The organism is uncultured Fibrella sp. (genome assembly GCF_964250085.1).
Classification (GTDB): Bacteria; Bacteroidota; Bacteroidia; order Cytophagales; family Spirosomataceae; genus Fibrella.
The window spans coordinates 943,385-969,353 of record NZ_CAXUEC010000001.1; the positions used below are offsets into that span (position 1 = coordinate 943,385).

Annotated in this window: 20 protein-coding genes and 1 tRNA gene; 9 read left to right on the forward strand and 12 right to left on the reverse strand. The window is 53.5% G+C overall.

Going from position 1 to position 25,969, the window contains the following annotated elements; translation table 11 throughout:
* Positions 1-8: 8 nt before the first annotated feature.
* Positions 9-3,137: a glycoside hydrolase family 3 N-terminal domain-containing protein gene (locus ACFE8Q_RS03765; RefSeq protein ID WP_375444019.1), complete on the reverse strand. Its 3,129-nt coding sequence runs from the start codon at positions 3,135-3,137 to the stop codon at positions 9-11.
* A gap of 231 nt (positions 3,138-3,368) precedes the next feature.
* Here ACFE8Q_RS03765 and ACFE8Q_RS03770 point away from each other — a divergent pair, with 231 nt between their 5' ends.
* A complete protein-coding gene (locus ACFE8Q_RS03770; protein WP_375444020.1) occupies positions 3,369-3,866 on the forward strand; it encodes a rhodanese-like domain-containing protein in 498 nt (165 codons plus the stop codon).
* Here ACFE8Q_RS03770 and ACFE8Q_RS03775 read toward each other — a convergent pair.
* The 4 genes from ACFE8Q_RS03775 to treA form a co-directional block, all read right to left on the reverse strand.
* Positions 3,812-4,036 (reverse strand): hypothetical protein, encoded by a 225-nt coding sequence (locus ACFE8Q_RS03775; RefSeq protein WP_375444021.1) that lies wholly within the window; start codon positions 4,034-4,036, stop codon positions 3,812-3,814. The two genes, ACFE8Q_RS03770 and ACFE8Q_RS03775, sit on opposite strands and share 55 nt — an antisense overlap.
* Positions 4,037-4,186: 150 nt before the next feature.
* Positions 4,187-4,792 carry a dethiobiotin synthase gene (gene bioD / locus ACFE8Q_RS03780; RefSeq protein ID WP_375444022.1) on the reverse strand — a complete coding sequence of 202 codons (606 nt, stop codon included), beginning with the start codon at positions 4,790-4,792 and terminating at the stop codon, positions 4,187-4,189.
* Between the two features lie 119 nt (positions 4,793-4,911).
* Positions 4,912-6,087 (reverse strand): aminotransferase class I/II-fold pyridoxal phosphate-dependent enzyme, encoded by a 1,176-nt coding sequence (locus tag ACFE8Q_RS03785; RefSeq protein WP_375444023.1) that lies wholly within the window; start codon positions 6,085-6,087, stop codon positions 4,912-4,914.
* A 117-nt stretch (positions 6,088-6,204) separates the two neighbouring features.
* Positions 6,205-7,707, reverse strand: coding sequence for an alpha,alpha-trehalase TreA (treA, locus tag ACFE8Q_RS03790; protein WP_375444024.1), 1,503 nt, complete (start codon positions 7,705-7,707; stop codon positions 6,205-6,207).
* 129 nt (positions 7,708-7,836) lie between these two features.
* On the opposite strand from treA, the gene ACFE8Q_RS03795 reads away from it, so the two are divergent.
* Positions 7,837-9,102: a sugar MFS transporter gene (locus tag ACFE8Q_RS03795; RefSeq protein ID WP_375444025.1), complete on the forward strand. Its 1,266-nt coding sequence runs from the start codon at positions 7,837-7,839 to the stop codon at positions 9,100-9,102.
* Positions 9,103-9,354: 252 nt separating this feature from the next.
* On the opposite strand, the gene ACFE8Q_RS03800 is transcribed toward ACFE8Q_RS03795, so the two are convergent.
* Positions 9,355-10,512: a glycoside hydrolase family 43 protein gene (locus ACFE8Q_RS03800; RefSeq protein WP_375444354.1), complete on the reverse strand. Its 1,158-nt coding sequence runs from the start codon at positions 10,510-10,512 to the stop codon at positions 9,355-9,357.
* Positions 10,513-10,577: 65 nt separating this feature from the next.
* Positions 10,578-13,328, reverse strand: coding sequence for a cellulose binding domain-containing protein (locus ACFE8Q_RS03805; RefSeq protein WP_375444026.1), 2,751 nt, complete (start codon positions 13,326-13,328; stop codon positions 10,578-10,580).
* Between the two features lie 380 nt (positions 13,329-13,708).
* Between ACFE8Q_RS03805 and ACFE8Q_RS03810 the strand changes: the two genes are divergently transcribed.
* Complete coding sequence (locus ACFE8Q_RS03810; protein WP_375444027.1) at positions 13,709-15,727, forward strand: M13 family metallopeptidase; 2,019 nt, start codon at positions 13,709-13,711, stop codon at positions 15,725-15,727.
* Positions 15,728-15,874: 147 nt separating this feature from the next.
* On the opposite strand, the gene ACFE8Q_RS03815 is transcribed toward ACFE8Q_RS03810, so the two are convergent.
* Positions 15,875-15,950: transfer RNA gene (locus ACFE8Q_RS03815), tRNA-Thr, on the reverse strand.
* 165 nt (positions 15,951-16,115) lie between these two features.
* On the opposite strand from ACFE8Q_RS03815, the gene ACFE8Q_RS03820 reads away from it, so the two are divergent.
* The 6 genes from ACFE8Q_RS03820 (at position 16,116) to ACFE8Q_RS03845 (ending at position 22,844) form a co-directional block, all read left to right on the forward strand.
* The gene (locus ACFE8Q_RS03820) at positions 16,116-18,059 is read left to right on the forward strand and encodes an ABC-F family ATP-binding cassette domain-containing protein (RefSeq protein ID WP_375444028.1); all 1,944 of its coding nucleotides are present in this window, start codon (positions 16,116-16,118) and stop codon (positions 18,057-18,059) included.
* A gap of 122 nt (positions 18,060-18,181) precedes the next feature.
* Positions 18,182-19,450: a DUF5103 domain-containing protein gene (locus ACFE8Q_RS03825; protein WP_375444029.1), complete on the forward strand. Its 1,269-nt coding sequence runs from the start codon at positions 18,182-18,184 to the stop codon at positions 19,448-19,450.
* Positions 19,451-19,619: 169 nt separating this feature from the next.
* Positions 19,620-20,483, forward strand: coding sequence for a methylated-DNA--[protein]-cysteine S-methyltransferase (locus ACFE8Q_RS03830; RefSeq protein WP_375444030.1), 864 nt, complete (start codon positions 19,620-19,622; stop codon positions 20,481-20,483).
* A 17-nt stretch (positions 20,484-20,500) separates the two neighbouring features.
* Positions 20,501-21,208 carry a 2OG-Fe(II) oxygenase gene (locus ACFE8Q_RS03835; RefSeq protein ID WP_375444031.1) on the forward strand — a complete coding sequence of 236 codons (708 nt, stop codon included), beginning with the start codon at positions 20,501-20,503 and terminating at the stop codon, positions 21,206-21,208.
* 11 nt (positions 21,209-21,219) lie between these two features.
* The gene (locus ACFE8Q_RS03840; protein ID WP_375444032.1) at positions 21,220-21,495 is read left to right on the forward strand and encodes an Ada metal-binding domain-containing protein; all 276 of its coding nucleotides are present in this window, start codon (positions 21,220-21,222) and stop codon (positions 21,493-21,495) included.
* Positions 21,496-21,587: 92 nt separating this feature from the next.
* Complete coding sequence (locus ACFE8Q_RS03845; protein WP_375444033.1) at positions 21,588-22,844, forward strand: Hsp70 family protein; 1,257 nt, start codon at positions 21,588-21,590, stop codon at positions 22,842-22,844.
* 31 nt (positions 22,845-22,875) lie between these two features.
* Here ACFE8Q_RS03845 and purQ read toward each other — a convergent pair whose 3' ends face one another.
* The 4 genes from purQ to ACFE8Q_RS03865 all read right to left on the reverse strand — a co-directional run bounded on the left by purQ (position 22,876) and on the right by ACFE8Q_RS03865 (position 25,839).
* Positions 22,876-23,580 carry a phosphoribosylformylglycinamidine synthase subunit PurQ gene (gene purQ, locus ACFE8Q_RS03850; protein ID WP_375444034.1) on the reverse strand — a complete coding sequence of 235 codons (705 nt, stop codon included), beginning with the start codon at positions 23,578-23,580 and terminating at the stop codon, positions 22,876-22,878.
* An 89-nt stretch (positions 23,581-23,669) separates the two neighbouring features.
* A complete protein-coding gene (locus ACFE8Q_RS03855; protein ID WP_375444035.1) occupies positions 23,670-24,590 on the reverse strand; it encodes a metallophosphoesterase in 921 nt (306 codons plus the stop codon).
* Positions 24,568-25,302, reverse strand: coding sequence for a 5'-nucleotidase C-terminal domain-containing protein (locus tag ACFE8Q_RS03860; RefSeq protein ID WP_375444036.1), 735 nt, complete (start codon positions 25,300-25,302; stop codon positions 24,568-24,570). Before ACFE8Q_RS03860 ends, ACFE8Q_RS03855 begins: the two co-directional genes overlap by 23 nt.
* A gap of 96 nt (positions 25,303-25,398) precedes the next feature.
* The gene (locus tag ACFE8Q_RS03865) at positions 25,399-25,839 is read right to left on the reverse strand and encodes a response regulator (protein ID WP_375444037.1); all 441 of its coding nucleotides are present in this window, start codon (positions 25,837-25,839) and stop codon (positions 25,399-25,401) included.
* Positions 25,840-25,969: the final 130 nt, after the last annotated feature.

A 25,969-nucleotide genomic window follows, 5' to 3' on the forward strand; every position in this document is an offset into this window, starting at 1 on the left:
TACGGACTTTACTGTTTCAGCGAACCATAGATCACATCCTGAATGCGGCGGCGCAGGCGGGTGGTGTTGATGGCGTTATTGCCGCCGGTGGGGAAAAGGCGATTCGAGAGGAACACGAAAACCAGTTCCTGCTCGGGGTCTACCCAAACCATGTTACCCGTAAAACCCGTATGGCCAAACGACTGGGCGGGGGCCTGCGTGGAGAGGTAACTGCTGGTGGTGCTTTCCGGATTGGGCTTATCCCAACCCAGCGACCGGATGCTGCGCGTACTGATCGTCTGCGTGAAAAACGGCACTGTCATGGGTTGCAGAATGCGCTGACCGCCGTAGACGCCGCGTTGCAGGTTCATTTGCAGCAGTTTGGCAATGTCGTGGGCATTGCCAAACAGACCCGCATGACCGGAAACACCACCCTGCACCGCCGCCATCTGGTCGTGAACGGTGCCTACCAGCAACTGATTCCGGTAGTAGGTATCCTGTTCGGTGGGAGCGCAATGTGGGTTGGTTAATTTCTGTAAAGGTGTAAAGGTCAACGATTTGATGCCCAGCGGCTGGTACACCTCCCGCTCCAGAAACCGGTCGAGCGGCTGCTTGCCGACGCGTTCCACTACCTTTTGCAACATCAGGAAACTCAGGTCGCTGTAGACGAACGAGGGTTTACCGTCGGCATCGACTTTGCGCGAAAGCGGCGACTGAATGACCCATTTCCAGACAGAGTCTTTCAACGCGGGTTTTGCCCACAGCGTCGGCGCGATCTGCAACGTATGCAATGAATCATTTTTGTTGCTGTAGTAAGCCGGATTGAGGCTGCCCGACGGGGTGCGGGTGCGGTCCCAAAGGGTGGGGTAGAAGGAAATGAGGCCCGCCTGATGCCAGAGCAGGTCCTGCAAGGTCATGTTCTGCTTGTTGGTACCGCGCAGCTCGGGCAGATAGAAGGATGCTTTCTGGCCCAGGTCAATCTCTTTCCGGTCATACAGTACCATCACAGCCTGCAACGTACCCAGCACTTTGGTGAGTGAGGCCAGATCGTAGAGCGTGTTATCGCTTACCTTTTCGCCGGTACTGCTGTAGGTGAGCGCCCCGAAATTTTTGTCGTAAACGATCTTACCCTTCCGCGCCACCAACACCTGGCAACCCGGTATTACCCGGTCGTGAACCGCCAGTTCAACCATTTTGTCGATCTTGGCCAGTTCAGATGCTTTCATGCCAACGCTCTCGGGCAAAGCCGGCACCAGCCGACCCGATGGATCGACGCTGACGTTCTGGCCCGCCCTGAAATCACCGGTCGAGACAGGCAGGGTGCCGTTGGACGGTGAAAGGCCAAAAAGCGCTTTGGCCGTTGCCTCCTGGGTTTCGCTAAACTCCTGGTAGCCGCAAATGAGCGCGTCGGCATCGGTGAGCAGGTTCAGGCTGTAGGCCGATCCGAAAGCTACGGCAATTACTTTTTTGCCCTGCTGTTTCAGGCGCTGGATCAGCGTAATCGATGGCAGGTTGATGCTGTATCGCCGGAACGACGACTGGCTCATGTTATGGAAACTGACCACAACCAGATTGGCATCGCCGATACTGGCCATGAGATTCGTTACGTCCTCATCGGTCTGCGGGCGGTCAAATGAAGCTACCTGTTTGATTGGGGCCAGCCCTGCCAGCGACTTCTGAAACACGTTGCCCGCCGTAGTGCCAATGGCAATTGACGCAATTCGGTTGGTATCCAGCGAACTCAGAGGCAGTAGCTTGTTGTCGTCACTCACCACCGTAACCGCGTTCTCGCAAAGTTCGCGCTTCAGGTCTTTGGCTTCGACCGAGTTCAGATCGCTGATCAGGTTGGGCAGCGCAATGGGCTTGTACTGACTGAGCCCGGCCCAATATTTGGCCCGTAAAATCTTTTTTACCTTTTCGTCGATAAAGGCCTGCGGCAACGTACCTGACACGATCGCCTCCTTGATGACGCGGGTGGCTTCACGAATGTTTTCGGGATAGAGCAGGATGTCGTTTCCGGCAATCAGGGCTTTCAGGTTCACCACTTCCGCCTTATTAGACCGGCTTACGCCACCCATGTTCAGCGCGTCGGTGAAGACCAGCCCGCGAAAGCCTAACTCTTTCTTTAGCAGATCGGTAACAATTTTTTCAGACAACGTAGCGGCCACGGCGGGCGACTGATTATCCATCACAGGTACGTGTAGATGTCCCGTCACCACGCCCATCAGGCTATCGGCAATGAGCTTACGAAACGGGTACAGGTCGATGTTGTGCATCTGCTCTGACGACCGGCTGATGACCGGCATCGAGTGGTGCGAGTCGACGTTGGAGTCGCCATGACCGGGAAAATGTTTGGCCGTGGCAATGACGTGTTGCTGTTGCAGGCCCTTCATGTAGGCCGATGCTTTACTGGCCACGTTTTCTTTGCCTTCGCCAAACGACCGGATTCCGATAACCGGATTCTGCGGATTGCTGTTGATGTCGGAAACGGGCGCAAAGTTGATGTGAATTCCCAGCCGACTGCATTGCCGACCAATTTCGACGCCCATCCGGTAAATCAGTTCGTTATCCTGAATGGCGCCCAGCGTCATTTGCCGGGGAAACTCCATCGTGCTGTCGAGGCGCATACCCAGGCCCCATTCGCCGTCGATGCCAACCAGCAACGGGATTTTAGACAGGCTCTGGTATTTGTTGGTCAGAACGGCCTGGCGATGTGGTCCGCCCTGAAAGAAAATGACGCCGCCAATGTGGTAGGTCTGAACAAGGTGTTCGATGTAAACGCGGTGGTTTTCGCTGTGGTTGGAAAACGCCGCCACCATAAAAAACTGCCCGATCTTCTCGTCGGGCGTCATCGTCTGGAATACGCTGTCGACCCAACTTTCAGCGTTGCCAGCCGTTGGCAGCACGTCTACGCCCTGATAACCGGCGAGTTGTTCAGACTCAAGCCGGGCCGTGGAGTAGACTACAGGCTTTGCCGGAGCCGCTACTTTTACCACTTTTGCTACCTTCGCCGCCTTCTTCTTCGTGTGTTTTTTCGAAGCAGCACGGTGCGACCGGGAAACCCGCCGGGGTCGTCCAGAACCTGATTCAAACGCGGCCAGCAACAGTACGATGGCAATCGTTAGCAGAACAAAACGCTTCCGCATGAACTCAAACATAGGTTAGAAAACGTCGTACAAGTGAGCGGTGGTAACTGGTTCATGAAAAGGTTGGGAACCCTAAAATTAGCCAAATGACCGTTTAAACCATAGTCTCACTAGAAATTAAGTCGAAATTCTTATACTACGCCCGGTCTTTACCCCCTGCGCCAGCCACGTCAAAGCAGTCTGCGGGGGGCAATTTCCATCCAGAAATGGGGTTCCTGGCGTACATTCGTGAAAACGAATTCCATGAAATACGCACTCTTGTCGGCGCTGTTCATCACCAGTATTCCTGCCGTAGCGCAACGCACAATCAGCAAGCCATTTGGTATAATGGTCGATGCACTGATTAAAGAATCGGTGCCGGTGGTAACCTGCAATGAGTTGAAGCAGATGCCTGATGCCGTGCTGTTCGATGCGCGCGAGAAGCGGGAATACGCCGTTAGCCACCTGCCCAAAGCGCGATGGGTTGGCTACGATGATTTTGAATTGAGCCGCGTGGCCGACGTACCCAAGGCCGCACCAGTCGTGGTGTATTGCTCGGTCGGATACCGGAGCGAAAAAGTAGGGGAGAAGCTCAAAGCCGCCGGGTTCACCAACGTGCGAAACCTGTACGGGAGCTTATTCGAGTGGGTAAATCAGGGAAATCCGGTTGTCGACAGCACCGGCAAGCCGACCCGTCGCGTACATGCCTATTCGCGTACGTGGGGCATCTGGCTAAACCGGGGCGAGAAAGTGTACGAATAGCGCTTCGCTAGCGGTGATTCCCGCTGTACCGCCGATGATTTGGTTCGCTGATGACCGGCCTGCCATTCCAGCATTGCTTTCCGGGCCGCGAATAGATTGTGAGGATGACCAATACCATAACTCACCTGCGAAATAGCCAGTAAAACCAGAAGCGTGATACCTGTTTTCATGGTTGTCATCGGGCTAATTGGAACGTACCATTCCCGACACAACAAAGATAGGGGTTTAAGACTGTACTATGCAATACAAAGTACCTGCTTTTGTAAAATTTATTTTCTCCCCAAACCTATAGTGTCTTTTGAGACGGGGTCGCCCAGACCTTATAGGTTTAAAAATTGTGCGTAGCGTTTCACCACCGTCGGCGTTAGCAACGGCTCATCCTGAATACGGACCAGGCAGGGCAAACCCGTATAACTGAGCAGCACCGATTCAGTAGCCGGTACGCTGGGACCGTTGATAATCAGACCCTGAATTGGAATATTGCGTCGGCGCAAAGCCTCGACCGACAATAGCGTGTGGTTGATGCTGCCAAGGTAATTCCGCGTTACCAGGATGACCGGCCAGCCTAGTTGCGCCACAAAATCAATGTTCAGGTACGTATCCGTTATCGGCACCATCAGCCCACCGGCCAGTTCAACCACCAGTGAATTGGTTGTCTGGGGAGCAACCAGCCGGGCCGGATCAATGGTGATGCCTTCAGCGGCGGCGGCGGCGTGGGGAGAAAGCGGTTCACGCAGCAGGTACGTTTCGGCGTGAAACTGCGAACGCGGGTTGCTGATCAGGCTGCGAACGGTGTTCGTGTCAGAGTCGGGTGGATAGCCTGACTGAATGGGTTTCCAGTAATCAGCTTGCAGGGCCTCGACCACCACAGCCGAGGCAACCGTTTTACCAACTTCGGTGCCAATGCCGGCGACAATTAGATGCATAGAAACTTGAGTGAATGAGTAAAAGAGCGACTAGTCAGGAATAAAGGAATTTATTGTTGCTTGCCCGTGGCGAGCGACAACGGGAGTCGAGGCACTAACGTGAGCAATGCAGCAGTATGCTAGCGTATAACCGAATCACTTACCACCACCGTTTCGTGCAGGGCTCTTGTTAGTGCCAGTAACAGCCCGTCGATTTCGGCTTCGGTATTGTACGTATGCAGGCAGATACGGATGCGTTCCTGCCCAACCGCTACCGTTGGACTAACAATCGGCCGCACATCGAAACCCGCCGCCTGTGCCGCCGCTGCTACCCGTCTCACCGCCGCATTGCCCGCCACCACCAGTCCCTGAATGGGTGATGAACTGGCGAGCCAAACCGCCTCAGGGGCTACCCGACGGCTTTTTTCGCGGAAATAAGCTACCCGCTCGTGCAGTATACGGGCGCGTTCGGGTTCGGCCGATACCAGTGCATGCGCCAGTTGAATAGCCAGCAGGTCATGCGGGGGCAAGGCAGTGGCGTAAATGAACGAGCGGGCCGTGTTGATCAGGTACGTTCGCAGCAGGGCCGATCCCAGCACGGCGGCACCATGTACACCCAGCGCTTTCCCGAACGTATGGACACGGGCCAGCACCTGCTCCTGTAGCCCATGCGCCACCACCAGACCCGCGCCATTGGGGCCATATACGCCCGACGCGTGCGCTTCGTCGACGATCAGGGCGGCATCGAAGAAACGGCAAAGGGCCGCGATCTGCGGAAGCGGGGCCTCATCGCCATCCATCGAGTAGAGCGACTCAATGACAACGAACACCTGCCCACCCTGCGCGCATGCCTCATGGAGTTTCGCTTCCAGATCGGTCAGGTTATTATGCGCAAACCGCAAGCGGTTGGCCTTCGAGAGCCTTGCCCCATCAATCAGGCTGGCGTGAATCAGCTCGTCGGTTATCAGCGTATCGCCGCGTTGGGGGAGGCAGGACAACAGCCCCAGGTTAGCCATGTAGCCTGCGTTGAAGAGCAATGCCGTTTCGGCGCTATAAAAATTGGCCAGATCGGCTTCGACCGCATCGGCCAGGTACGTATGCCCGGCCAGTAAGCGCGAGCCGGTGGCCCCGTTGCGCGTTAGCGAGGTACTTGCCTGCGCCAGTTGATCATGCAACGTACCTGAGCGACCAATGCCCAGGTAATCGTTCGACGTAAAATCAATCGCCGATTCAGCCACTGTCAACGACCGGAACAGACCAAGCTGTTTGCGCTCAACAATGTCAGTTTCGAGCCTTTCTGTTAGCCAGTTGAGCATTTTTGAGGGAGCTACGTTTGAAAATTAATAGCTAAGGTCTACTGTTCAATGTTCAACATTTAACGTCCAAAGTCGCTTTGCAGATCAGCAGGGCTACTTTAGACCATTCCATACCCCTTAAACATCCGCCATCATCGCCAGATAGACCCCGTTTGTCCAGCCGAAGCCGTCCTGATTGGGGTATTCGCCGCCGCCGGTTGTCAACGCGGCATCGACTACGTTGTATTTCTCCATCATTTTTCCCGTTGCCTTAAACACTTTGTCGTTATGGTTCAGCCACTGGTCGCGGCCCTGGCAGGCTGTGGCTGTGTAGCCGTACTGCATCAGCCCCTTATAAACGATCCATTGCAAGGGAGCCCATCCATTGGGCCAATCCCACTGCTGACCCGTCTGTTGCAGCGTAGTGACCCAGCCCCCTGCCTGAAGGAACTCCGCTTTCAGGCAATCATGCACGCGTGTGGCCTGTTCGGGCGTGGCGATGGTCATAAACAACGGAAACGCCCCGGCCAGTGTTAGGGCTGGCGTGTACGCAGTGGCGTGGAAATCATAATCATGAAAAAATCCGGTCTCTTCGTTCCAGAACGTAGCCAGCATCGTTATTTTTCGTTGTTCGGCCAGGCGGGCAAATTCATCCGATCTGGCCTGATCCTTTGCCTGGGCATATGCTGCCTGCAACGTTTTTTCAAGCGTATACAGCAGGCAGTTCAAATCGACCGGAACAATATCGGTGGCATGTATGGTGGCCAGCGTATGGGCATCGGCAAACCAGCGGCTGCTAAAATCCCAGCCCGACTCGCAGGCCGCCCGAATGTGTTTATACATGACTGTGGGCTCGATGCCGTGCTGCTCGGCGGCGGGGGTCAACGCCAGTTCCTGCCGGTAAGCTTCGGGACGGGGCGTGGCCAGATCGTCCCAGTAGCGGTTCATGAGCTGGCCATCTGGCAGGCGCACCACGCGTTTTTGGGCTGGTTGTTCCGCCGTCAGCGTATCGGCTCCTTCCATCCAGAAATCATACTCTTTCTGCAATTGCGGCAGGTACGTTGCCAATACAGCCGGCCCGTCGATATCGGCCAGTATATTGACCATCAACGCAAAAAACGGCGGTTGCGACCGGCTTAGAAAATAAGTACGATTGCCGTTGGGAATAAACCCGACCGTGTCGATCAGGTAGGCGAAGTTGTCGAGCATACTACGAATCAGGTCAGTCTTGCCCGATTTGCGGAGGCCCAGCATCGTGAAGTAGCTATCCCAGTAAAAGATTTCGCGGAACCGCCCGCCCGGCACCACATACGCATGTGGGAGCGCCACCCGCGAGCTGTTGGGAACGGCGGCGTCGGCGGCCCGCGTCAGGTGTTTCCAGAGGGTGTTGATGTGCGTAGATGTACTGACGGAGGTATCGCTAACGTACCCGGAGGCAACGGCTAGCGGGCGGTTGAAATGAACATCGACAAACGTACCCAGATCGAATTTGGGCTGGGTACGTTCAGCCGCGTAAGCCGCCAGAATAACGCCGGGGTCTTGATTTGGCGTGCAGTCGACAAATGTTTTTGAGTCGGCGAAGAGGCCGCTTAACTGAACATCGCGGAAAAGGTCACCGAAAAGGAGGTCAGGAGATAACATAATGAGACGATGAATAACGGCTATTTGACCGCAAAGGCATAAGGCTTCTGATAAAGGGTGCAAAGAAATGCATACTTTCGGCACCACTCATGTAATTGTACTTATTCAATCGCTATTCCTTTCGTTAACATGCGTCTAAAAATCTCGCTCTTTCTGAATTACATCGTTTTTGCCATCCTGCTCAACAGCGTGGGCACCGTAATTCTACAGGTACAAAATAACTATGGTGTGTCGGCAGTCGGGGCCAGTGCGCTGGAAGCATTCAAAGACCTGAGCATTGCCGTTGTATCGTTTCTGGTGGCTTCTTATGCCACCCGGATCGGCTACAAACGGGCGATGCTCATTGCGCTGGGCACCGTAACGGTGGCCTGCCTGCTGATGCCGCAACTCCCCGCCTTCTGGACAACAAAACTGCTTTTTGCGGCTACTGGTGCCAGTTTCGCACTAATAAAAGTATCGGTTTTCGCCACGATTGGCCTCATTACCAAAAATGCCGACGACCACGCCAGCTTCATGAATTTCCTGGAGGCTATGTTTATGGTCGGGGTGTTATCCGGCTATTTCCTGTTCAGCGCGTTTGTCGACGATCAGAATCTCCAGTCAACCGCCTGGCTGCGAGTCTACTATGTGCTGGCGGCCATTGCCGGGGCGGCGTTCCTGCTGTTGCTGACTACCCCGCTGAACGAATCGGCCGTTCAAACGGCCGACAAGACCCTACAGGTTGGCAACCTGGCCGGTATGCTGCGCCTTGCCGTAACGCCCGTCGTGCTGGTGTTTATTCTCACGGCCTTCACCTATGTGCTTATGGAACAGGGTATTATGAGCTGGCTGCCTACGTTCAATAGTCAGTACCTGAAGTTGCCTACCTCGCTAAGTATTCAGATGGCCAGTATTCTGGCTGCCAGTACTGCACTGGGGCGACTGGGAGCGGGCTTTGCCCTGAAACGGATTCCGTGGTACGGCTTGTTGATGGCCTGTCTGATCATTGCCGGTAGCCTGGTGCTGGTGGCACTGCCGCTGGCCGAAAAAGCGTCGCAGAACACAGTCGCGCTGGCGGCGGGGGCGGGCTATGGCTGGGCCAATGCACCACTGGCGGCGTTTATTTTTCCGCTGATCGGGCTGTTCATCGCACCTATTTACCCAGCCATCAACTCGGCCATTCTAAGCAGTTTGCCGCTTCGGCAACACGGGCCAATGGCGGGCCTGATCGTGGTGTTTTCGGCCCTCGGCGGCACAACCGGCTCGCTCATCACCGGGCGGATTTTTGAAACCTACGGTGGTCAAACGGCTTTTTACGCCTCGCTGGTGCCCATTACGTTGCTGCTGCTATTGCTGACGGTGTTTAAACGAATGCAGGGTAAGGCCGTGAAAACCCCCGAACTCGTTACTGTATAAGTGGCTGGTCGGACGGTCAACGCATTCAGGTCAACCGCTCTGGATGCTATACGGTCCTATAAGTAAAAAGTCGACTTTACGCCTACAGAATTCAATCCAGAAAGCTAACTTTCACCGTATATATGCCTGAGGTTGAGTAGTTATCAGTTTGTGTATTGGGTAGGTTTTGTTAAGTTAAAATAGATAGTATAGCAAAAGCCCCGACTCGCTGAGTCGGGGCTTTTTTGTGTGCGCTATTGACTGCTCCGCAATTCAGCGCAACGCAGACGTACCTGACGGAATTTTCTGGGGGGTAGTGGTAGGGCCAGAGACCGTAATTTTTCCATTGGTCACCTGCATGCGATCAATAAAGACAACCCGTTCATCGCCCGTTTTAGCCGTCCGGCCATGATAGACGCAAAACATCTCTTTGCCATCGGGCGAGTACGCGATGCTGTTGTGCCCCGTGCCGGTTACCGAGCCGCCCCGATCGGTGTTGCGTTGCAGAACCGGGTTATTTACCGCTTTGATATAAGGCCCCAAAGGAGACCTGGCGGTGGCATAGCCGATGGCATAATACTGGCCACCAAAATGATTGGCCGAATACATGATGTAATACGTGTTGTCTTTTTTGAACGTCACCGACCCCTCTGTCCAGCGCCGGTTGACTTCGCGGGCTGTTACCGATCGGCTCTCCCAGTCGGCCTGCTTATCGCTCAGGCTAACCGGAGGCCGCAGCACTAAAACGGGTTCGCCGACAACGCCCGAGAAATCGGGTTTGAGTTCAACCCCGTACACCCAGCTTTCTTCGATCTGGCTGAACCACCCTTTCTGACGGGCTAAATCGGCCACTTCGCTCTCTACCGGATGCTTGTAGCAGCATCGTGAAAAATACAGATAGGCTTTTCCGTTGGTATCCATAAACAGGTTGGCGTCAATGATCGGATAGCCAGGGTCGAAGATGGGTTTGCTGGCCAGATCGACGAACGGGCCAGTCGGTTTATCGGCCACGGCCACCCCAATCCTGAAATTTTCTGTTTCATTGGTAGGATTCACCCGCCACTGGGCACTGTAGAAGAGGTAGTATTTGCCCTTCACTTCATATACTTCCGGTGCCCAGTAGGCCCCACCCCAGGCCGCATTGGGGTCACTCCAGCCATTTTTGTTGTCATAGAAGTAGACCTGTCCTTCCGGCCTCCAGTTCACCATATCTTTCGACGAGTAAGCCGCAAAGCCTCTGGTTGCTCCTCCACCTGTGCCGTAGAGGTAATAAGTGCCCTGAGTATATAACACATAAGGATCGCCAAACTGAACCGGTAAAGGATTGGTGTAGGTGGTTTTCGTTCCGGCAGGACGTTGTGTGGTTTGCGCCCAGTGGCGGTGTACTCCCAAAACAGTGAGCAAGAGAACCAGCAGCAGTGCTTTTTTCATCATAACGATCGTTTCTTTGGTCAGACAAAGATAACCGTGAACGTCGCTGAGTTTATATCGTCAGGTTAGTCAGCCGTTAAAACGCGGATGGTGCGGCTTTGCGTGGGGGTTCTCACCTGCAACAGGAACAGGCCGGACCCCTGTTCGCCCAGCACGAGTTGATGCTGCTCGGTAGGTTGCGGGTTGGCTACATGCCGCTGGTTAATGATCCGGCCCTGCGCATTGGCCACCTGCACCTGCAAAGGCTCTGAACCTGCGCTCTTGATCTGCACCGACACCACGCCGCCCCGCACCGGGTTACCCAGCACCACCACCTCTAGCTGACTGCCCGGCTCCGTGGCCACCATACGCGCTGAAGCGCCCGGTTCCTGGCCCCACAGCCGATCAGTACCTGCGTAAACCAACACGCGGTTGTTGGAACTCAACTCGGTGGGTTGTTCCTGATACGAGTAGTCGTTTCGCTGGTTGAAGCGGCCCCCGTCGGGTTTCGAGATGCGGTAACGGATTTGGCCCGTGCTGGCTCCGGCAGCCAGTTGTCCGCCTTGCAGAAAGCTCAGTTCCAGGTACGTGTCGGCGTTGGCCAAAGGCGGATCAATCTTTACCAATTGGACCTGCACGTTGCCCTCGTCTACCGCTAGCTGTAGGCGTTCCGGCCCATCGGCGGTGAAGTAGTAACGCGCTTTCAGGTCACTGTAATTGACAGGTACGTTACCCTCGTTGCGCACAGTCAGGTACGTGTTGATCTGGGTGGCCGAGGGGCCGTTCTTGCTTTCGGTCAACGCCCTGAGCGCCCGCACCGGTGTGCTGACGCCGGGTTCGACGCCCGCGATGAGCACCCCATTGTAGTAAGCCGTGATGCGCAGATTACCCACCAACTGATCGCGCACCGTAGCGTATGAATAATCATCCCGCTCGTTCAGTCCTGCGTAGTCGCTCCTGGCAACGTAGCTCTGAATAGGTCCCGAGCTGGCGCCTGGGGCCAGACTGCCTGCGGCGGGGGTGAAACTGTATTCTACATACCCCGACGCGCCCGGTTGCGTGGGCTGTAGGGGTACGTAGCGCAGCCGCACGTTCTGGTTGCCCACCTGCGCGTAGTTGACCGACAGGTTACTCAGGGCGGCGGCTCCTTCCACAGTCAGGTAGTAACGCAGGGTCAGGTTAGCGAGCGGCAACGTACCCGCGCCCTGATTTTGCAGCACGAGCAGGGGCTGAATGGCGTTGTTGTCTGCGTAGTTGTCTACGTCGCGGTGCAGCACCGTTAGCCCGGTATTACTGCCGGCAACAAAGCCGCTCACCGCAACAGGGTAGATAAGATGACTTGAATGGAAATACGTGTTCTGAGTAATCGTACCCGACACCGGCCCCGTTCTGTCGCCGATCAGACGCACATCGACTGGCGTGTTGACAAAGGAGGGGCTCGTGCCAATAACCAGCGACGAACTGAATGGACTGTTACCGGACCGAATCTCAAATCCGGCCGGTGCGCCGACATAAACCGGTAAGCCGCCCCGCGTTGTAACCGTGTAGGACTGGCTGGCAGACGGCGTGCCAAACGTTGTGGTGAAGTTGCTCAATGCTGTGGGGCTAACCGTCACGGACTGGGCAAGAGCGGTGCCGCTCAGGGGAATAGTAGCCGTTGTTGCCCCACTCCGACTGACGAGAGTACCCGCATAGACACCCGGCGATGAAGCGATCAGGGCGATAGAAACAGAAGTAGGAGGGACCGCGCCACCCGAAGCCGGAATAAGCAGCGCAGGACCATACCGGCCATTGGCGCTAAGCAGGTAGTAGGGTGGCGCTACGATCTCCAGATCGGCGGTTAACCCGCTGGCAGAGACGGTGAATGAAGCCGGGAAACTGCCCGGATATTCGCTGTAATCGGCCACCGTCAACGACGAAGGCGTAACGGAGATCGTTGGCACGGCGGGGTCAGACACGGTACCGCTGACGGCCACGTTGGCTACCGACTGGTTTGAACTGTTGTTTAACCGGTGGGTAATCGATCCAGAAACTTGTGTTGCTGTGGTCCCCGTCAACCGTACGTCTACGGAAATAGTGGCGGTTGATAAACTGCCCGGAATGGTTAAGGAAGAACCGAAGGCACCACTGCCCGTACGGATTTCTACCCCTGCCGGGGCCGTGACCACTCCTCCCGTCTGGCTCAGCGCCGTTATGGTGTAGGTCTGAACGGCCGATGCGGTTCCGGTGGTGGTCGAAAAGTTGTTCAGCACTGGTGGACTAACGCTCAGCGAGGGGCTTACGGTAGTGCCACTAACGGCCACTGTCGCCGTAGTGGAGCCGCTGATGTTGGAAATCGTTCCCGCGAACGTACCTGGCGAAGACGAAAGCAGGGCCACGGTGATGGTTGTCTGGTTCAGCGTACCGTCGCTGTTGACGGGTAGCGTTATACCGCCGGGGTACGTGCCGCCGTTGGGGGCACTCACCACAAAAGGGGATGGAACGGTGACGCGGAAATCCGACGTAGTTAAGCCGGTGGCCGAAACTGTGTATGTCTTTGACAGGCTGCCGGGCAGTTGAGTTGAATTAAGAAAGGTCAGCGACGAAGGCATAACCGTGATCACCGGCGCAACGCGGGCAGCTAGCCAGGTACGTCGGTTGCCTCGATCAGGCAGGTCGATTTTTGGGTCTGTAAGTCGGTTGCGGCGGCTAGTAAAAGCTTGCCTGGAGTTAACCGTTACGTTATTCCGTTTCCCGTCGAAGCGATGACGGACTGTGTCGGCATTGCTGTTATGCGCCAGTAGGCTAACCAGCAGCCAAAGCCATATTTGTCTTGTTACACGTAGTTGAGTACTCATTGTCCATGCGGTTTAGGTGTATTTTATACCTGGGTTCACAGCCCTCCTTTTGAAAACCAGACTGACAAATAGGAGCAGCTTTAGAGTGGAACTAAATATATAGACTTAGTATTATTTGAATTATCAATTAAGTTATATAATTATTATAAGGTCATATTAACATTAATACATAAACAGGATAGACAGTTGCCGGTCATCTGCCCGTAATAGCCCTTGAACCTGAAAATTTGGTAACATTGCCACTGAGTAGCAAGCCAATCGCTGTAGAAAGTATGGGGGAGCTATGGACGAGCTAGGTACGTTGGGTTACCCCCCAATGCCGGGCTCTCTGATAAATTGTTCGTATATAGTAACTGCTGTCAATACATTCGCTGTAAACCATGAAAAAAATAGTCTATTTTTCTTTAGCCCTACTACTGGTAGGCGCCTGTAGGCGTGCCCCTGTTACAAACATGAAACGGGTGGTGATAACGGGTGTAAATGCCGCTCAAAAACCGGGCGATGATTTTTTTAGATACGCGAATGGCATCTGGTACGACACCGCCCAGATTGCGGCCAGTCAAACAGGAGTAGGCTCCTATTCTTTTCTGAATTATCCGCAGCGAATCCGGTTGCAGGCAATTCTGGACAGCATCTCGGCTGTTACTAATCCGGTAGGAAGTATTGAACGGAAAGTAGGCGATTTTTATGCCTCGGGAATGGATACGTCTGCCATTAATAAACGGGGTTACGAACCCATAAAACTCCTGCTCGCCCGCATTGATGCTGTGACCGACGCTACTTCATTGCTGGCGTTGGCGGCCAACGAACAGAAAGTGGGCAACGGGTCGATCATTGGTTTTACGGTTGGTCCCGATAATAAACAGAGCTCGATCAATATTGCTCAATTTTATCAAACCGGCCTTGGTTTGCCGGAGAGAGATTATTATTTTAAAACTGATTCGTCGACCACCGCGATTCAATCGGCGTATAAAAATTACCTTGCCCGACTGTTCGAACTTGTTGGTAATGAGCCATCTACTGCTGGGAAAAATGCGGCGATCGCTTATGAAATCGAGAAACAATTAGCTGCTGCCCACCGAACAAATATCGAACGTAGAGATGTAAAGGCGAATTACAATAAACTGGCGGTCACTGCTCTGGCAGAAAAACAGCCTACCCTGAACTGGCCTGCGTTGTTGGCTACGTTGGGTGTAAAAGTCGATTCGGTTAACGTCGGTCAGCCTGCTTATTATGACAAGCTAAATGCCCTGCTAACCTCGGTGCCCATTGAGGAGTGGAAAGTTTATTTAAAAGCACATGCACTCACTAATTATTCTGGTTATTTGAGTCAGCCATTTACGGAAGCCTCTTTTGCGTATGCCAAAGTTTTGACCGGACAAGCCGTTAAAAAAACGCGGGCCGAAGAAATGACGCAGGTTATTGATGGTTCACTGGGTGATGCGTTGGCCCAGATATATGTGAAAAAATATTTCCCGGAAGAGGCAAAGAAAAAGATAGCCGCCCTGGTCGATAACCTTAAAAAAGCCTTTGAAGCGCGCATCAATAAATTGGATTGGATGAGCGATTCGACGAAGACAAAAGCGAAAGAAAAATTATATGCCTTCAATCAGAAAATTGGTTACCCGGATAAATGGCGGGATTACTCGAATGTAGATGTGAAAAGAGATGCTTACTTCGAGAATCGGCTGGCGGCCATTAAAAATGAGTACCTCTACCGTCTGGCTAAAGTGGGACAGCCTGTCGACAGAACCGAATGGCATACGACCCCGCCTACGGTAACGGCCTATAATAATCCTCCGCTCAATGAAATCGTTTTTCCGGCTGGCATCCTACAGTCGCCTTATTTCGATGTGAACGCCGATGATGCGCTTAATTATGGCGGCATCGGCATGGTGATTGGCCACGAAATCACGCACTCGTTCGACGATCAGGGAGCCCAGTATGATAAAGTCGGCAACGTGACAAACTGGTGGACCAAAACCGATTACGCTAAATTCAAAGCGCGAACCCAGCAGGTCATTGATCAGTACAATATGTTTACCGTTCTGAATGGTGTGCACGTAAAGGGAGCCTTGACTGTGGGCGAAAACACCGCCGATATTGCCGGTGTTGCCATTGCCTACGACGCCTTTAAACTGACTAAGCAAGGCCAGGACACCACGAAACTGGACGGCTTTACCCCTGATCAACGGTTCTTTATTTCGATAGCCAGAATCTGGCGGGTAAAAACCAGAGATGCGTATATGGGCATGTATGTGAACACCAATCCGCACTCTCCGGCTAAATGGCGTGTGAACGGACCATTGATGAATTTTACGCCTTTCTACAAAGCCTTCAATGTGCAACCAGGCGACAAAATGTACAAACCCGAGGCGGAAAGAATAACCGTTTGGTAGGCCCTGGTCCTGACCCGTTGCGTGCAATACTGTAGAAGAGAATAACAGGACCGGCTGAAATGCCGATGCCGATATACAATCTGAAAAGGCTAATCCGTTGATTTTGAGTTGGTTTAACTCTAATCTGGATTAGCCTTTATACTATTCTGGAGCCTCCTATGGGACTCGAACCTACGACCTACGCATTACGAATGCGTTGCTCTACCAACTGAGCTAAGGAGGCAACTCAATGAACAGTTATCAACAATCAATTAACGCCTGCTTCGGATAGCCCAGGCAATTAGATAATCGTTAATTGACGACTGATAATTGCAATTGCGGGTGCAAATATAGCTTTTTCGTAAAATCGAACGCAAGTATCGTGCCGTGAATTTGGTAAATTTGCGGTATGATTTCCATTACGAACCTATCGTATTTCCTCGGCAGCCGTGCGCTTTATGATAACGCATCGCTGCATATAAAGCCTGCTCAGAAAATCGGTCTTATCGGCCTGAACGGCACGGGTAAGTCTACACTGCTCCGCATTATCGATGGTGAGTACCAGCCTGATGGCGGTATCATATCCAAGGCGGGCGACGTGACAATCGGTTTCCTGAACCAGGATCTGCTCTCTTACCAAACCGACGATTCTATTCTGGCAGTGGCCATGCAGGCTTTTGATCGGCAAAATGCGCTCCAGAAAAAAATTGACGAGTTACTCCACGAAATGGAGACTAACTATACCGATGACCTGGTGGATAAGCTTGGGAAAGCGCAGGAAGAATTCGAAGCCCTCGACGGGTACTCGGTTCAGGCGCGGGCTGAAGAGATTATGGAGGGCCTGGGTTTCAGCACCGAAGAACTGCAACGGCCCCTCCGCACGTTCTCGGGCGGCTGGCGAATGCGCGTGATGCTGGCAAAGCTCCTATTGCAAAAGCCATCGCTGCTGATGCTCGATGAACCAACCAACCACCTGGACTTACCGTCGATCCAGTGGGTGGAAAAGTATATTCAGAACTACGAAGGTGCTGTAATTGTGGTATCGCACGACCGGGAATTCCTGGATAACGTCATCGACGTGACAGTGGAAGTGTCGAACGGGAAACTGAATTATTATCCCGGTAATTACTCGTTTTACCTGGAAGAAAAAGCCCAGCGCAACGAAATCCAGAAAGGCACCTACGAAAACCAGCAGGCTAAAATCCGTCAGACCGAGCGGTTCATCGAGCGATTTAAAGCTACGGCGTCGAAGGCCAAGCAAGCCCAAAGTCGGGTGAAGCAACTGGCCCGGATGGAAACGGTTGACGCTGTCATTGACGAGTCGGCCCGGGTAAATTTTAAGTTTCAATTCACCACCCAGCCAGGGCGGCACATCCTGCATCTGGATGACATCTCGAAGGCGTATGGTCCCAAGAAAATTCTGACCCACGCCGACATTCGCCTCGAACGGGGCGACAAAGTAGCGCTCATCGGGGCCAACGGACGGGGTAAATCCACCCTGCTGCGGATCATCTCCGGTTCTGAACCGGTCAATGAGGGGCGGCGGCAACTGGGGCATAATGTGTCGTTCAGTTTCTACGCCCAGCACCAACTGGAGTCATTGAACGTAGACGATAATATGCTGGAAGAGCTGAAATCGGCTAACCCGTACAAAAGCGAAGGTGAGCTGCGCGGCGTACTGGGCTGCTTCCTGTTCTCAGGCGACGAGGTGTTCAAGAAGATCAAGGTGCTGTCGGGCGGTGAAAAATCACGGGTGGCGCTGGCGAAGGTGCTGCTGTCGCAGGCGAACTTTCTGCTGCTCGATGAACCGACCAACCACCTGGACATGCAGTCGGTGAATATCCTGATTCAGGCGCTTGATCAGTATGAAGGTACGTATGTGGTGGTATCCCATGACCGGTTCTTCGTGTCGCAGATTGCCAACAAAATCTGGTACATCGAAGATGAGCAGATCAAGCAGTATCCAGGTACGTATGACGAATACGAATGGTGGATGGCTGAGCGGAAGGCAACTGGCGAACTGGATGCTCCCCAGGCACCCGCCGCGCCAACCCCAAAGCCCCAGGCTCCAAGCGCGAAGCCCAACGATACCCAGCGGAAGGAACTGCAAAATGCTCTGAAAAAGGCCAACCAGCAGGCTGAAGAAGCTGAAGCGAAAATAGGTTTGCTGGAAGGACAGAAGAAGAAACTCGAAGCCGAACTGGCCGACCCGGCAACATACGGCACCAACGGGGCGTTACAAACCCGACAGGCCGATTATCAACGCCTGACCAAAGACCTCAACACGCTCCAGCAGCAGTGGGAAACCGCTATGATGGACGTCGAGGAACTGGAAGAAAAACTGAAACAATGATCAGTTATCAATTACCAATTATCAATAAACAGCGGGTCACGTCTCTGTTGCCTGGCCAGTTCAGGGCCACGTGGATTTTGATCTGCCTGACCTGTTGTTCATTGATAATCGGTCATTGTTCATTGACTCTTGCTCAAACCACCGACACAATTATTGACCCCAAAATTGCGACGGTACTGTTGTATCCGCAGGTGGGAAGCACGCAGGGTAGTTCGGCGCAGACACTGAATATACCGTTGGTGAAACTCGATGATCAGGCGCAGTCACCACTGCAACTGGAGTTCGACGACCTGACGGCCAATTACCGGAATTTTCGGTCGAAGATCATTCACTGTAATGCCAACTGGGTACGTTCGGTGCTCAACGATATCGAGTACACCTATGAGTATAATGACGTACCCATTACCGACTACCAGGTCTCAGTTGGTACAAAAGTGCCGTACTACCATTATAAGTACAGTGTTCCGCGCCTGAAACTGCCGGGCAACTACGTACTGGTAGTCTATAACGAACAGAATCGGAATCAGATTCTGTTTACGCGTCGGTTTCGGGTTTATGCAAACTTGCTGAGTATCAACGCTGGCGTGCGCTTTTCGACGGACGTTAGTCGGCAATTCAATGATCAGCAGGTCGATCTGACGATTGGCTACCGGGCTTATCAGAGTCAGGTAAATTCGCCGCAGGACGATTTTAAAGTCGTGATCCGGCAAAATTTCCGCGACGACCGGACGGTAACCGACCTGCGTCCGTCTAACGTGCGCTCCTTTGATCAGGTGCTGGAATACAACGCCATCGACTTGCGGAATACGTTTCCAGGCGGCAACGAATACCGGTTTTTCGACACCCGAACCGTGCTGTCGCGGGGCAATTACGTCGAGCGCGTTGATCGTAAAGCAGACCGGACCACGGCCTACGTGCAAACCGACCGGCCACGCAGCGGGTTTGCCTACACGCAGTTCGATGATTTCAACGGCTTGTTCGTAATCGATCATCGCGAAACCGGCGACGGCGCCACCGGGGCCGATTATATCGAGACGGTGTTTACCCTGCTTGTCGACGAGCTGCCGAATGCATCGGTTTATGCCAATGGGGCGTTTAATTTCTGGTCGCTGGATGATCGTAACCGGCTGAGTTATGATTCCGCTCTGGGTGGTTACCGGGGCCGAATCTGGCTGAAGCAGGGCGTATACAACTACAACTATGCGATAACAGGAATTGCACCGCCTGTTACCCGCTCGGGTATCCGGGTCGATGGCAACGAAACGCTGATTGAAGGTGATTTCTCGCAGACGGAAAACGTGTACGAAGTCTTCGTCTATACTCGCCCGCCCGCCGCCCGCGCCGATCAGCTTATCGGCTACTATATGCTTGATTTCGGTCAGCGGAAATAAGGCTTCGCTGTCATTAGATGGTCATTTGTAGTCATTAGTCAGACAACAAGCAATGACCATCTAATGACAGCGAAGCATAATGACCACCCAAAAACTCCGCAAGAATCGGGTTGGGTTCGGCTGGTATTGTGGTGATTTTTGTCTCCGTAAATAACCAACGCCAGCTACGATGAATACGAATAGGGAGTACACATATGAGCAGGTTGCCCGCGCTATAACGTACCTGACAGCCAACTATCAGGAGCAGCCCCCATTAAGCCAGTTGGCCGAAACGGTTAATCTGAGCGAGTTCCACTTTCAACGCCTTTTCACGGAATGGGCGGGCGTGAGCCCCAAAAAATTTAGTCAGTACCTCACGCTCGAACACGCCAAAGCGCAACTGCGGAACGGTGCTCCACTTGCTGTTGCTGCGCAGGATGCGGGCCTGTCGGGAACAGGCCGATTGCATGACCTTTTTGTGACAATCGAAGGCATTACACCAGGGCAATTCAAACAGGCCGGGCTCGGGTTGGTATTGACCTATGGTACATTCGAAAGTCCGTTTGGGACCTACGTACTGGGCGTTATCAATGAAAAAATCGCCCTGCTCCAGTTTGTCGCCGGCAACGTACCTGACGCCCTAATTCAGTCTGAAATGCTCGTTGCCGCCACCTGGCCCGAAGCCCGGCTGGTGCATGATTCGGCGGCGATCAGGCACATTGCTGATCAGGTATTTCCCGTCGGTGATCCAACTACACGGCCACAGCAACGGCTGTCGGTATTCCTGCGCGGGTCGGCGTTTCAATTAAAGGTGTGGGAGGCGCTGCTTAAAATTCCGGAAGGCCGGTTGGTGAGTTATGACCAGATTGCGGAGGCTATTGGCCAGCCCACGGCGTCGCGTGCCGTTGGAACGGCCATCGGAAGCAACCCAATCGGTTACCTGATTCCTTGTCACCGGGTCATCAAAAAGACTGGTCTTTTTGGCGGCTACCGCTGGGGGGCGGGTCGCAAGCAGGCAATACTTGGTTGGGAAGCGGCCCGCGTCAATGGCTGATCTTTAGCGTATTCAACATGTCTGGAACTCATCAACTCACGAACATCGACTGGCCTACCTATCAGGCTACGCTGGCAGAAACCGGCTTCGCGCTGCTTCCGTCTATCCTGTCGCCCAATGCCTGTCGGGAACTGGCCGACCTCTACAACGTACCTGGCCTCTATCGTAAAACGATCGTTATGCAGCGTCATGGGTATGGTAGTGGCGAATACAAATACTTCAACTACCCTTTGCCGCCTGTAGTAGAGCAACTTCGGCACGTTGTCTACGCCCAACTGGCACCAGTGGCCAATGCCTGGAATGATCAACTGAGTATTGGCCAGCAATACCCTGCCGATCTGGGTACGTGGCTAACTACCTGCCACGCCGCCGGACAAACTCGTCCAACACCACTGATTCTGCGTTACGGCCCCGGCGACTGGAACGCCCTGCATCAGGACTTGTACGGCGATCTGCACTTTCCATTTCAGGCCGTGCTATGTCTGACCCAACCCGGCCTTGACTATACGGGTGGTGAGTTTGTCATGCTCGAACAGCGGCCCCGCAGGCAGTCCAAAGCAACGGTGCTGCAACCCGAACAAGGCCAGTTAGTACTCTTCACAACCCGGTATCGACCCGCAAAAGGCGCGCGGGGTCATTATCGGGTAACCATGCGGCACGGTGTCAGTGACGTTCGAACGGGCAACCGGGTCAACATTGGCCTGATCTTTCACGATGCCGCCTGAACGGGCTTCTAATGATTCATCAGACAAGACTTGGCGCCACGCGGTTTTCCCAACTTCGTGAGTTAGTACGGCTTGTTGGAAACGACGCTGTTACGTTAGCAGGAAATCGCCCCGGTAAAATTTACGGACAACTCAACTGCCGGGCGGGTAAGCGCATGAATGCCCGCAACCGTGTATTCTTCCAGAACCAGATCGAGGCAGTTGACGCTGGATTTCGTCCCTGTGCGGTCTGTTTGCCGGAGGCGTATAAACGCTGGAAAGCAAGTCAGGAGGACAAACGTACCTGATCAAAAATTAGACGTACCTTTGCGGCCTTTTTCCACTAAAGTCGGGTAGGGTGCCGGAAGGCCGCTGCCCGATGAATCAGCGCCACACCGGTATGAGAACACTGTCCTGCGGAATCGATTTTGGTACCTCAAATTCAAGCATCGCCATTGACTGCAACGGAGATATTAAGCTGGTACCCGTTGAAAATGCCTCTGTCACCATTCCCAGCGCCATCTTTTTTCAGCAACGCGATAATAAGGCGTTCTACGGCCGTAAGGCGATCAACCTGTTTTTTGATCGGGAGCCGGGGCGGTTCATGCGGAGCCTGAAGCGGGTGCTGGGTACGTCGCTGATGAATCAGGGAACCCTGGTGAACGGCTCGTCGATGAATTTCTCCACTATCATTGCCTCTTTTCTGACTCAGTTGAAGGAAAAAGCCGACGCGATGGCCGGTCAGCAGATCGACAGCGTTGTGATGGGACGGCCCGTTCATTTTGTCGATAATGACCCGGCGGCCGACGCACGGGCGCAAGCCGAATTGCACGCCATTGCCCAACGAATTGGCTTCAAACAGATCGACTTTCAGTTTGAACCCATCGCTGCCGCTTTCGCGCATGAAGCCCGCCTGACGAGTGAAAAGCTAGCCATCGTAGCCGATTTGGGCGGTGGTACGTCCGATTTTACGGTGATCAGGCTCTCTAACAAATCCATTCATAAACCCGACCGTTCGTCGGACATTCTGGCAAATACCGGCGTTCGCATTGGCGGTAATGATTTTGATAAAGACCTGAGTCTGGCTGCCATCATGCCCGAACTGGGGTACCGGAGCACCTACGGTGATAAAGGGCTGGAAGTGCCGCTGAAACCCTACCACGATCTGGCTGAATGGAGCAAGGTAAACTTTCTGTACACGCCTAAATTGATCATGCAAATGAAGCAGTTACTCCATCAATCGCATGACAAAAAACGGTTCAAACGGCTGGTGCAGGTGCTCGAAGACGAGACTGGTCACACGTTGCTGGCCGCCGCCGAAGGAACAAAAATTGCCCTTACCGATGAGCAACGACATAACGCTACCCTCGACTTTATCGAAGAAGGTTTCTTCATTCCTGTAGAGCGCGCGCTCTTTGAGCAGGCTATTCAGGAGGAAGTCGAAAAAATTTCGGCTTCGGCCCGGCAGTGTCTCCGGGAGGCCGGCGTCACCAACGAAGCCATCGAACTGGTTATTCTGACCGGCGGCTCCACCGAAGTGCATTCTATTCAAACCGAATTCAGACGACTATTCCCCAACGCCGCCATTGCCGACGAAAATAAGCTGTCCAGCGTTGGCCTGGGGTTAGCGTATGCTAGTCGAAACAAGTTTAATTAAGTTCTACAAGGCTGGTGCTTTAAGAACTTAATTAGGCCAGTACCACCGATAGCAACTGCTCCAGAATGAGGCGACCGTCGGTATTGCCCAGCGATGGGTCGGCGGCGCGTTCGGGGTGGGGCATCATGCCAAATACGTTGCGCCGTTCATTGCAAACACCCGCAATGTTGACCAAGCTTCCGTTGTAGTTGGATTCGTTGGTGATGGCACCCGTTTCATCGCAGTAACGGAACAGAACCTGGTCATTATCCTGAATACGGGCCAGCGTATCGGCATCGGCAAAGTAGCGGCCATCACCATGGGCGATGGGGATTTTGTAGGCCCGATTGTGATCGAGGCCCGCCGTCAGCAAGGCGCTCTTCGACTCCGGTTTCAGGTAAATATTTTTGCAGATATACTGCTGGCTGGTGTTGCGCAACAACACGCCCGGCACCAGTTGGGCTTCGGCCAGAATCTGGAATCCGTTGCAGATACCCATCAGGTAACCACCCGCGTTGGCGTGGGCAATCACTTCGTTCATGATCGGCGAAAACCGCGCTACGGCACCTGTACGCAGGTAATCACCGTACGAGAAGCCGCCGGGCAGAATAATAAGGTCGCAGCCCTGCAGGTCATGGTCTTTATGCCAGAGTTTTATAACTGACTGACCGCTCAGCGGCGAGGCAAGCAGTTCAAACGCGTCAACTGCGTCCTGATCGCAGTTGGAACCGGGGAATACTACAACACCAACTTTCATAGGACAAAAATAATTGATAGTACGCGGATAATGGCAAGCGGATTAACAATGGTACGCGGATTAAACAGCAAGAGCCGTATACCATCAGGTCACCCCACCGATACGGCCTGACCGTTGGTGACGGTGGCTTTCCCTTTTTCGAAGGTAAGGTCGATGCGGCCCAAGTTGATACCGCCGAACCCAACCTGATTCACCCAGATGGGTTGTTCGCTGGCATTTTTCACCGAAACCGGAGCGTCCAGGAACGTGTGCGTATGCCCGCCAATGATGAGGTCGATATCCTGGCTTTTTGCGGCCAGCACAAGGTCTGATACTGTACTGTCCTGGTATTTATAGCCCAGGTGCGACAGACAGATCACGTAGTCGCAGTGTTCGTCAGTACGGAGTTTTCGGGCAATAGCGGCGCTGGTTTCGATCGGTTCGATGTAGCGCATTTCTTTGTACAGGTTGTCGGGAATGAGCCCGTTTGGCTGAATGCCTAAACCAAACACGCCGATGCGGACACCCGCTTTTTTGAAGACACGATAGGGCTGGGTACGTCCCTCCATTACCGTGTTTTTGAAGTCGTAATTGGCAATCAGAAACGGGAACGTAGCCTTGTTGAACTGATCGCGCATGTTGTCGATACCACCGTCGAAATCGTGGTTGCCGATGGTGCCCGCGTCGTAGCCGAGGCGATTCATGGCCAGAATCTCCGGCTCGCCTTTATAGAGGTTGAAATACGGCGTTCCCTGAAAAATGTCGCCTGCATCGAACAGGAGTACGTTGGGGTTCTGGGTACGTATCTGCTGAATGAGCGTCATACGGCGGGCAATACCCCCACGCCCGGCGTTACGCCCACCATCCATTGGAAACGGGTCGAGGCGACTGTGAACGTCGTTGGTGTGCAGAATGGTAATCGAAGTGGGTCCGCTGGCGGCCAGCAAGTCGGGGAGGGGTAGCGCACCCACCACGGCTGCGGCACCCACATGTTTCAGAAACTGGCGTCTAGTCGAGTGTAATGCGTCCATCTGCTTTGGGAGTTATGGGTTGACCGGCTTTGCCCTGTTCGCGGAAATACTCGATGAGGGCATCGCGAATGAGGTAGTTCACGTTGTCGCGGGCAGTAATCGTTTTCAGGAAATCGGCACCACTGCCGCCGTTGGCGATGTAATCGCTCATGGCTACCGTATAGGTTTCGCCGGGAACAATGGCCCGCCCGTTGCCGAGGGTAGCGCTGGTGACCGTTTTGTTGGCAATCCGTACCCGAACGCCACCCACAACGAGGGCGTCATCATTGGCCGCAAAATGATTCAGGAACTGCATCAATTGGGTGCCGGTGAGGGTAAGCACGACCAACTGATTATCGAAGGGCATAACCTCAAAAACATTACCTGTAGTAACCGCCCCGGCGGGTAATCCGTTGCGAATACCGCCGTAGTTGAGGTGCGATACATCGATAGCTTTGCCGTACCGTTTACCCGCCTGAATCAGCAACGCATCGGCCAGGATATCGTCCAGTGCCGACTCGGGTGCTTTTTTTTCAAGCCGTTCGGTAAACGTCACCAGCGTTTCGTTCATGCTCTTGTCGAGGTTCTGCTTATAGGGCATCAGCCACCGAACCATACTGCTGTCGGCCGCAACGGTACCATCAACCGAAAGCCGGTTATTTTGTTGCCTGGTCAGGTGGTAACTGGGTTGGCAACCAGCCAGCAACAGGGCAAGGAAGAGGAGTTTTTTCATGGATGAAAATAGTTTACCGTTTGCTGTCTTCTAGTACACCGCTTATCAGCAGACTCACGACTAAAGCGGCGTAATAGAAGACAGCAAACGGTAAACTCATTGATTCGGAAGTACGACGGTTTCCCACCAGTAGCGCCGGATGGTTTCGAAGTAGTTGAGCCATTGTGCTTCGCCGATCGGTTTGGAGATAAAAGAGCTGGCGCCTAACTGGTAGGCCTGTGCAATATCGTCTTCTTCACGCGAGATGCTCAGTACCACCACTGGCGGACGTACCTGAGCGGGCATTTGCTTAACCTGCCGCAAAAATTGCCAGCCATATTCGGCTTTAGGGAGATACAAATCCAGTAGAATCAGCTTGGGGGGAGTAACTTTATTAGCGATACATTCATTCAGATAGGCCAGTGCCTGATCGGCTGAATCAGTGAAAATAGGCGTTGTGTTGGCTAAGCTTCGTTGAATAACATATCGTAGAAGCACCTGATGATCAGGGTTATCTTCAACAACTAATAAAGTCTGGTTACGATTGGTTGAATTCACAGATATTGATACTCGTTAAAACTAGTGGAGATGGTTTCGATAAAAAGCAGCCATCAGGTAGTACGGTAGTCAAGCAAAGATAACGGGTCTTTGTTAGCTTTGAGTACTCTAAACCGGGTAGGTTGGGGAT

Coding starts and splice junctions, on each gene's coding strand:
- ACFE8Q_RS03765 (WP_375444019.1), bottom strand. CDS start 3,137: ATGTTTGAGTTCATGCGGAAGCGTTTTGTTCTGCTAACGATTGCCATC.
- ACFE8Q_RS03770 (WP_375444020.1), top strand. CDS start 3,369: ATGAAATACGCACTCTTGTCGGCGCTGTTCATCACCAGTATTCCTGCC.
- ACFE8Q_RS03775 (WP_375444021.1), bottom strand. CDS start 4,036: ATGAAAACAGGTATCACGCTTCTGGTTTTACTGGCTATTTCGCAGGTG.
- bioD (WP_375444022.1), bottom strand. CDS start 4,792: ATGCATCTAATTGTCGCCGGCATTGGCACCGAAGTTGGTAAAACGGTT.
- ACFE8Q_RS03785 (WP_375444023.1), bottom strand. CDS start 6,087: ATGCTCAACTGGCTAACAGAAAGGCTCGAAACTGACATTGTTGAGCGC.
- treA (WP_375444024.1), bottom strand. CDS start 7,707: ATGTTATCTCCTGACCTCCTTTTCGGTGACCTTTTCCGCGATGTTCAG.
- ACFE8Q_RS03795 (WP_375444025.1), top strand. CDS start 7,837: ATGCGTCTAAAAATCTCGCTCTTTCTGAATTACATCGTTTTTGCCATC.
- ACFE8Q_RS03800 (WP_375444354.1), bottom strand. CDS start 10,512: ATGAAAAAAGCACTGCTGCTGGTTCTCTTGCTCACTGTTTTGGGAGTA.
- ACFE8Q_RS03805 (WP_375444026.1), bottom strand. CDS start 13,328: ATGAGTACTCAACTACGTGTAACAAGACAAATATGGCTTTGGCTGCTG.
- ACFE8Q_RS03810 (WP_375444027.1), top strand. CDS start 13,709: ATGAAAAAAATAGTCTATTTTTCTTTAGCCCTACTACTGGTAGGCGCC.
- ACFE8Q_RS03820 (WP_375444028.1), top strand. CDS start 16,116: ATGATTTCCATTACGAACCTATCGTATTTCCTCGGCAGCCGTGCGCTT.
- ACFE8Q_RS03830 (WP_375444030.1), top strand. CDS start 19,620: ATGAATACGAATAGGGAGTACACATATGAGCAGGTTGCCCGCGCTATA.
- ACFE8Q_RS03835 (WP_375444031.1), top strand. CDS start 20,501: ATGTCTGGAACTCATCAACTCACGAACATCGACTGGCCTACCTATCAG.
- ACFE8Q_RS03840 (WP_375444032.1), top strand. CDS start 21,220: ATGATTCATCAGACAAGACTTGGCGCCACGCGGTTTTCCCAACTTCGT.
- ACFE8Q_RS03845 (WP_375444033.1), top strand. CDS start 21,588: ATGAGAACACTGTCCTGCGGAATCGATTTTGGTACCTCAAATTCAAGC.
- purQ (WP_375444034.1), bottom strand. CDS start 23,580: ATGAAAGTTGGTGTTGTAGTATTCCCCGGTTCCAACTGCGATCAGGAC.
- ACFE8Q_RS03855 (WP_375444035.1), bottom strand. CDS start 24,590: ATGGACGCATTACACTCGACTAGACGCCAGTTTCTGAAACATGTGGGT.
- ACFE8Q_RS03860 (WP_375444036.1), bottom strand. CDS start 25,302: ATGAAAAAACTCCTCTTCCTTGCCCTGTTGCTGGCTGGTTGCCAACCC.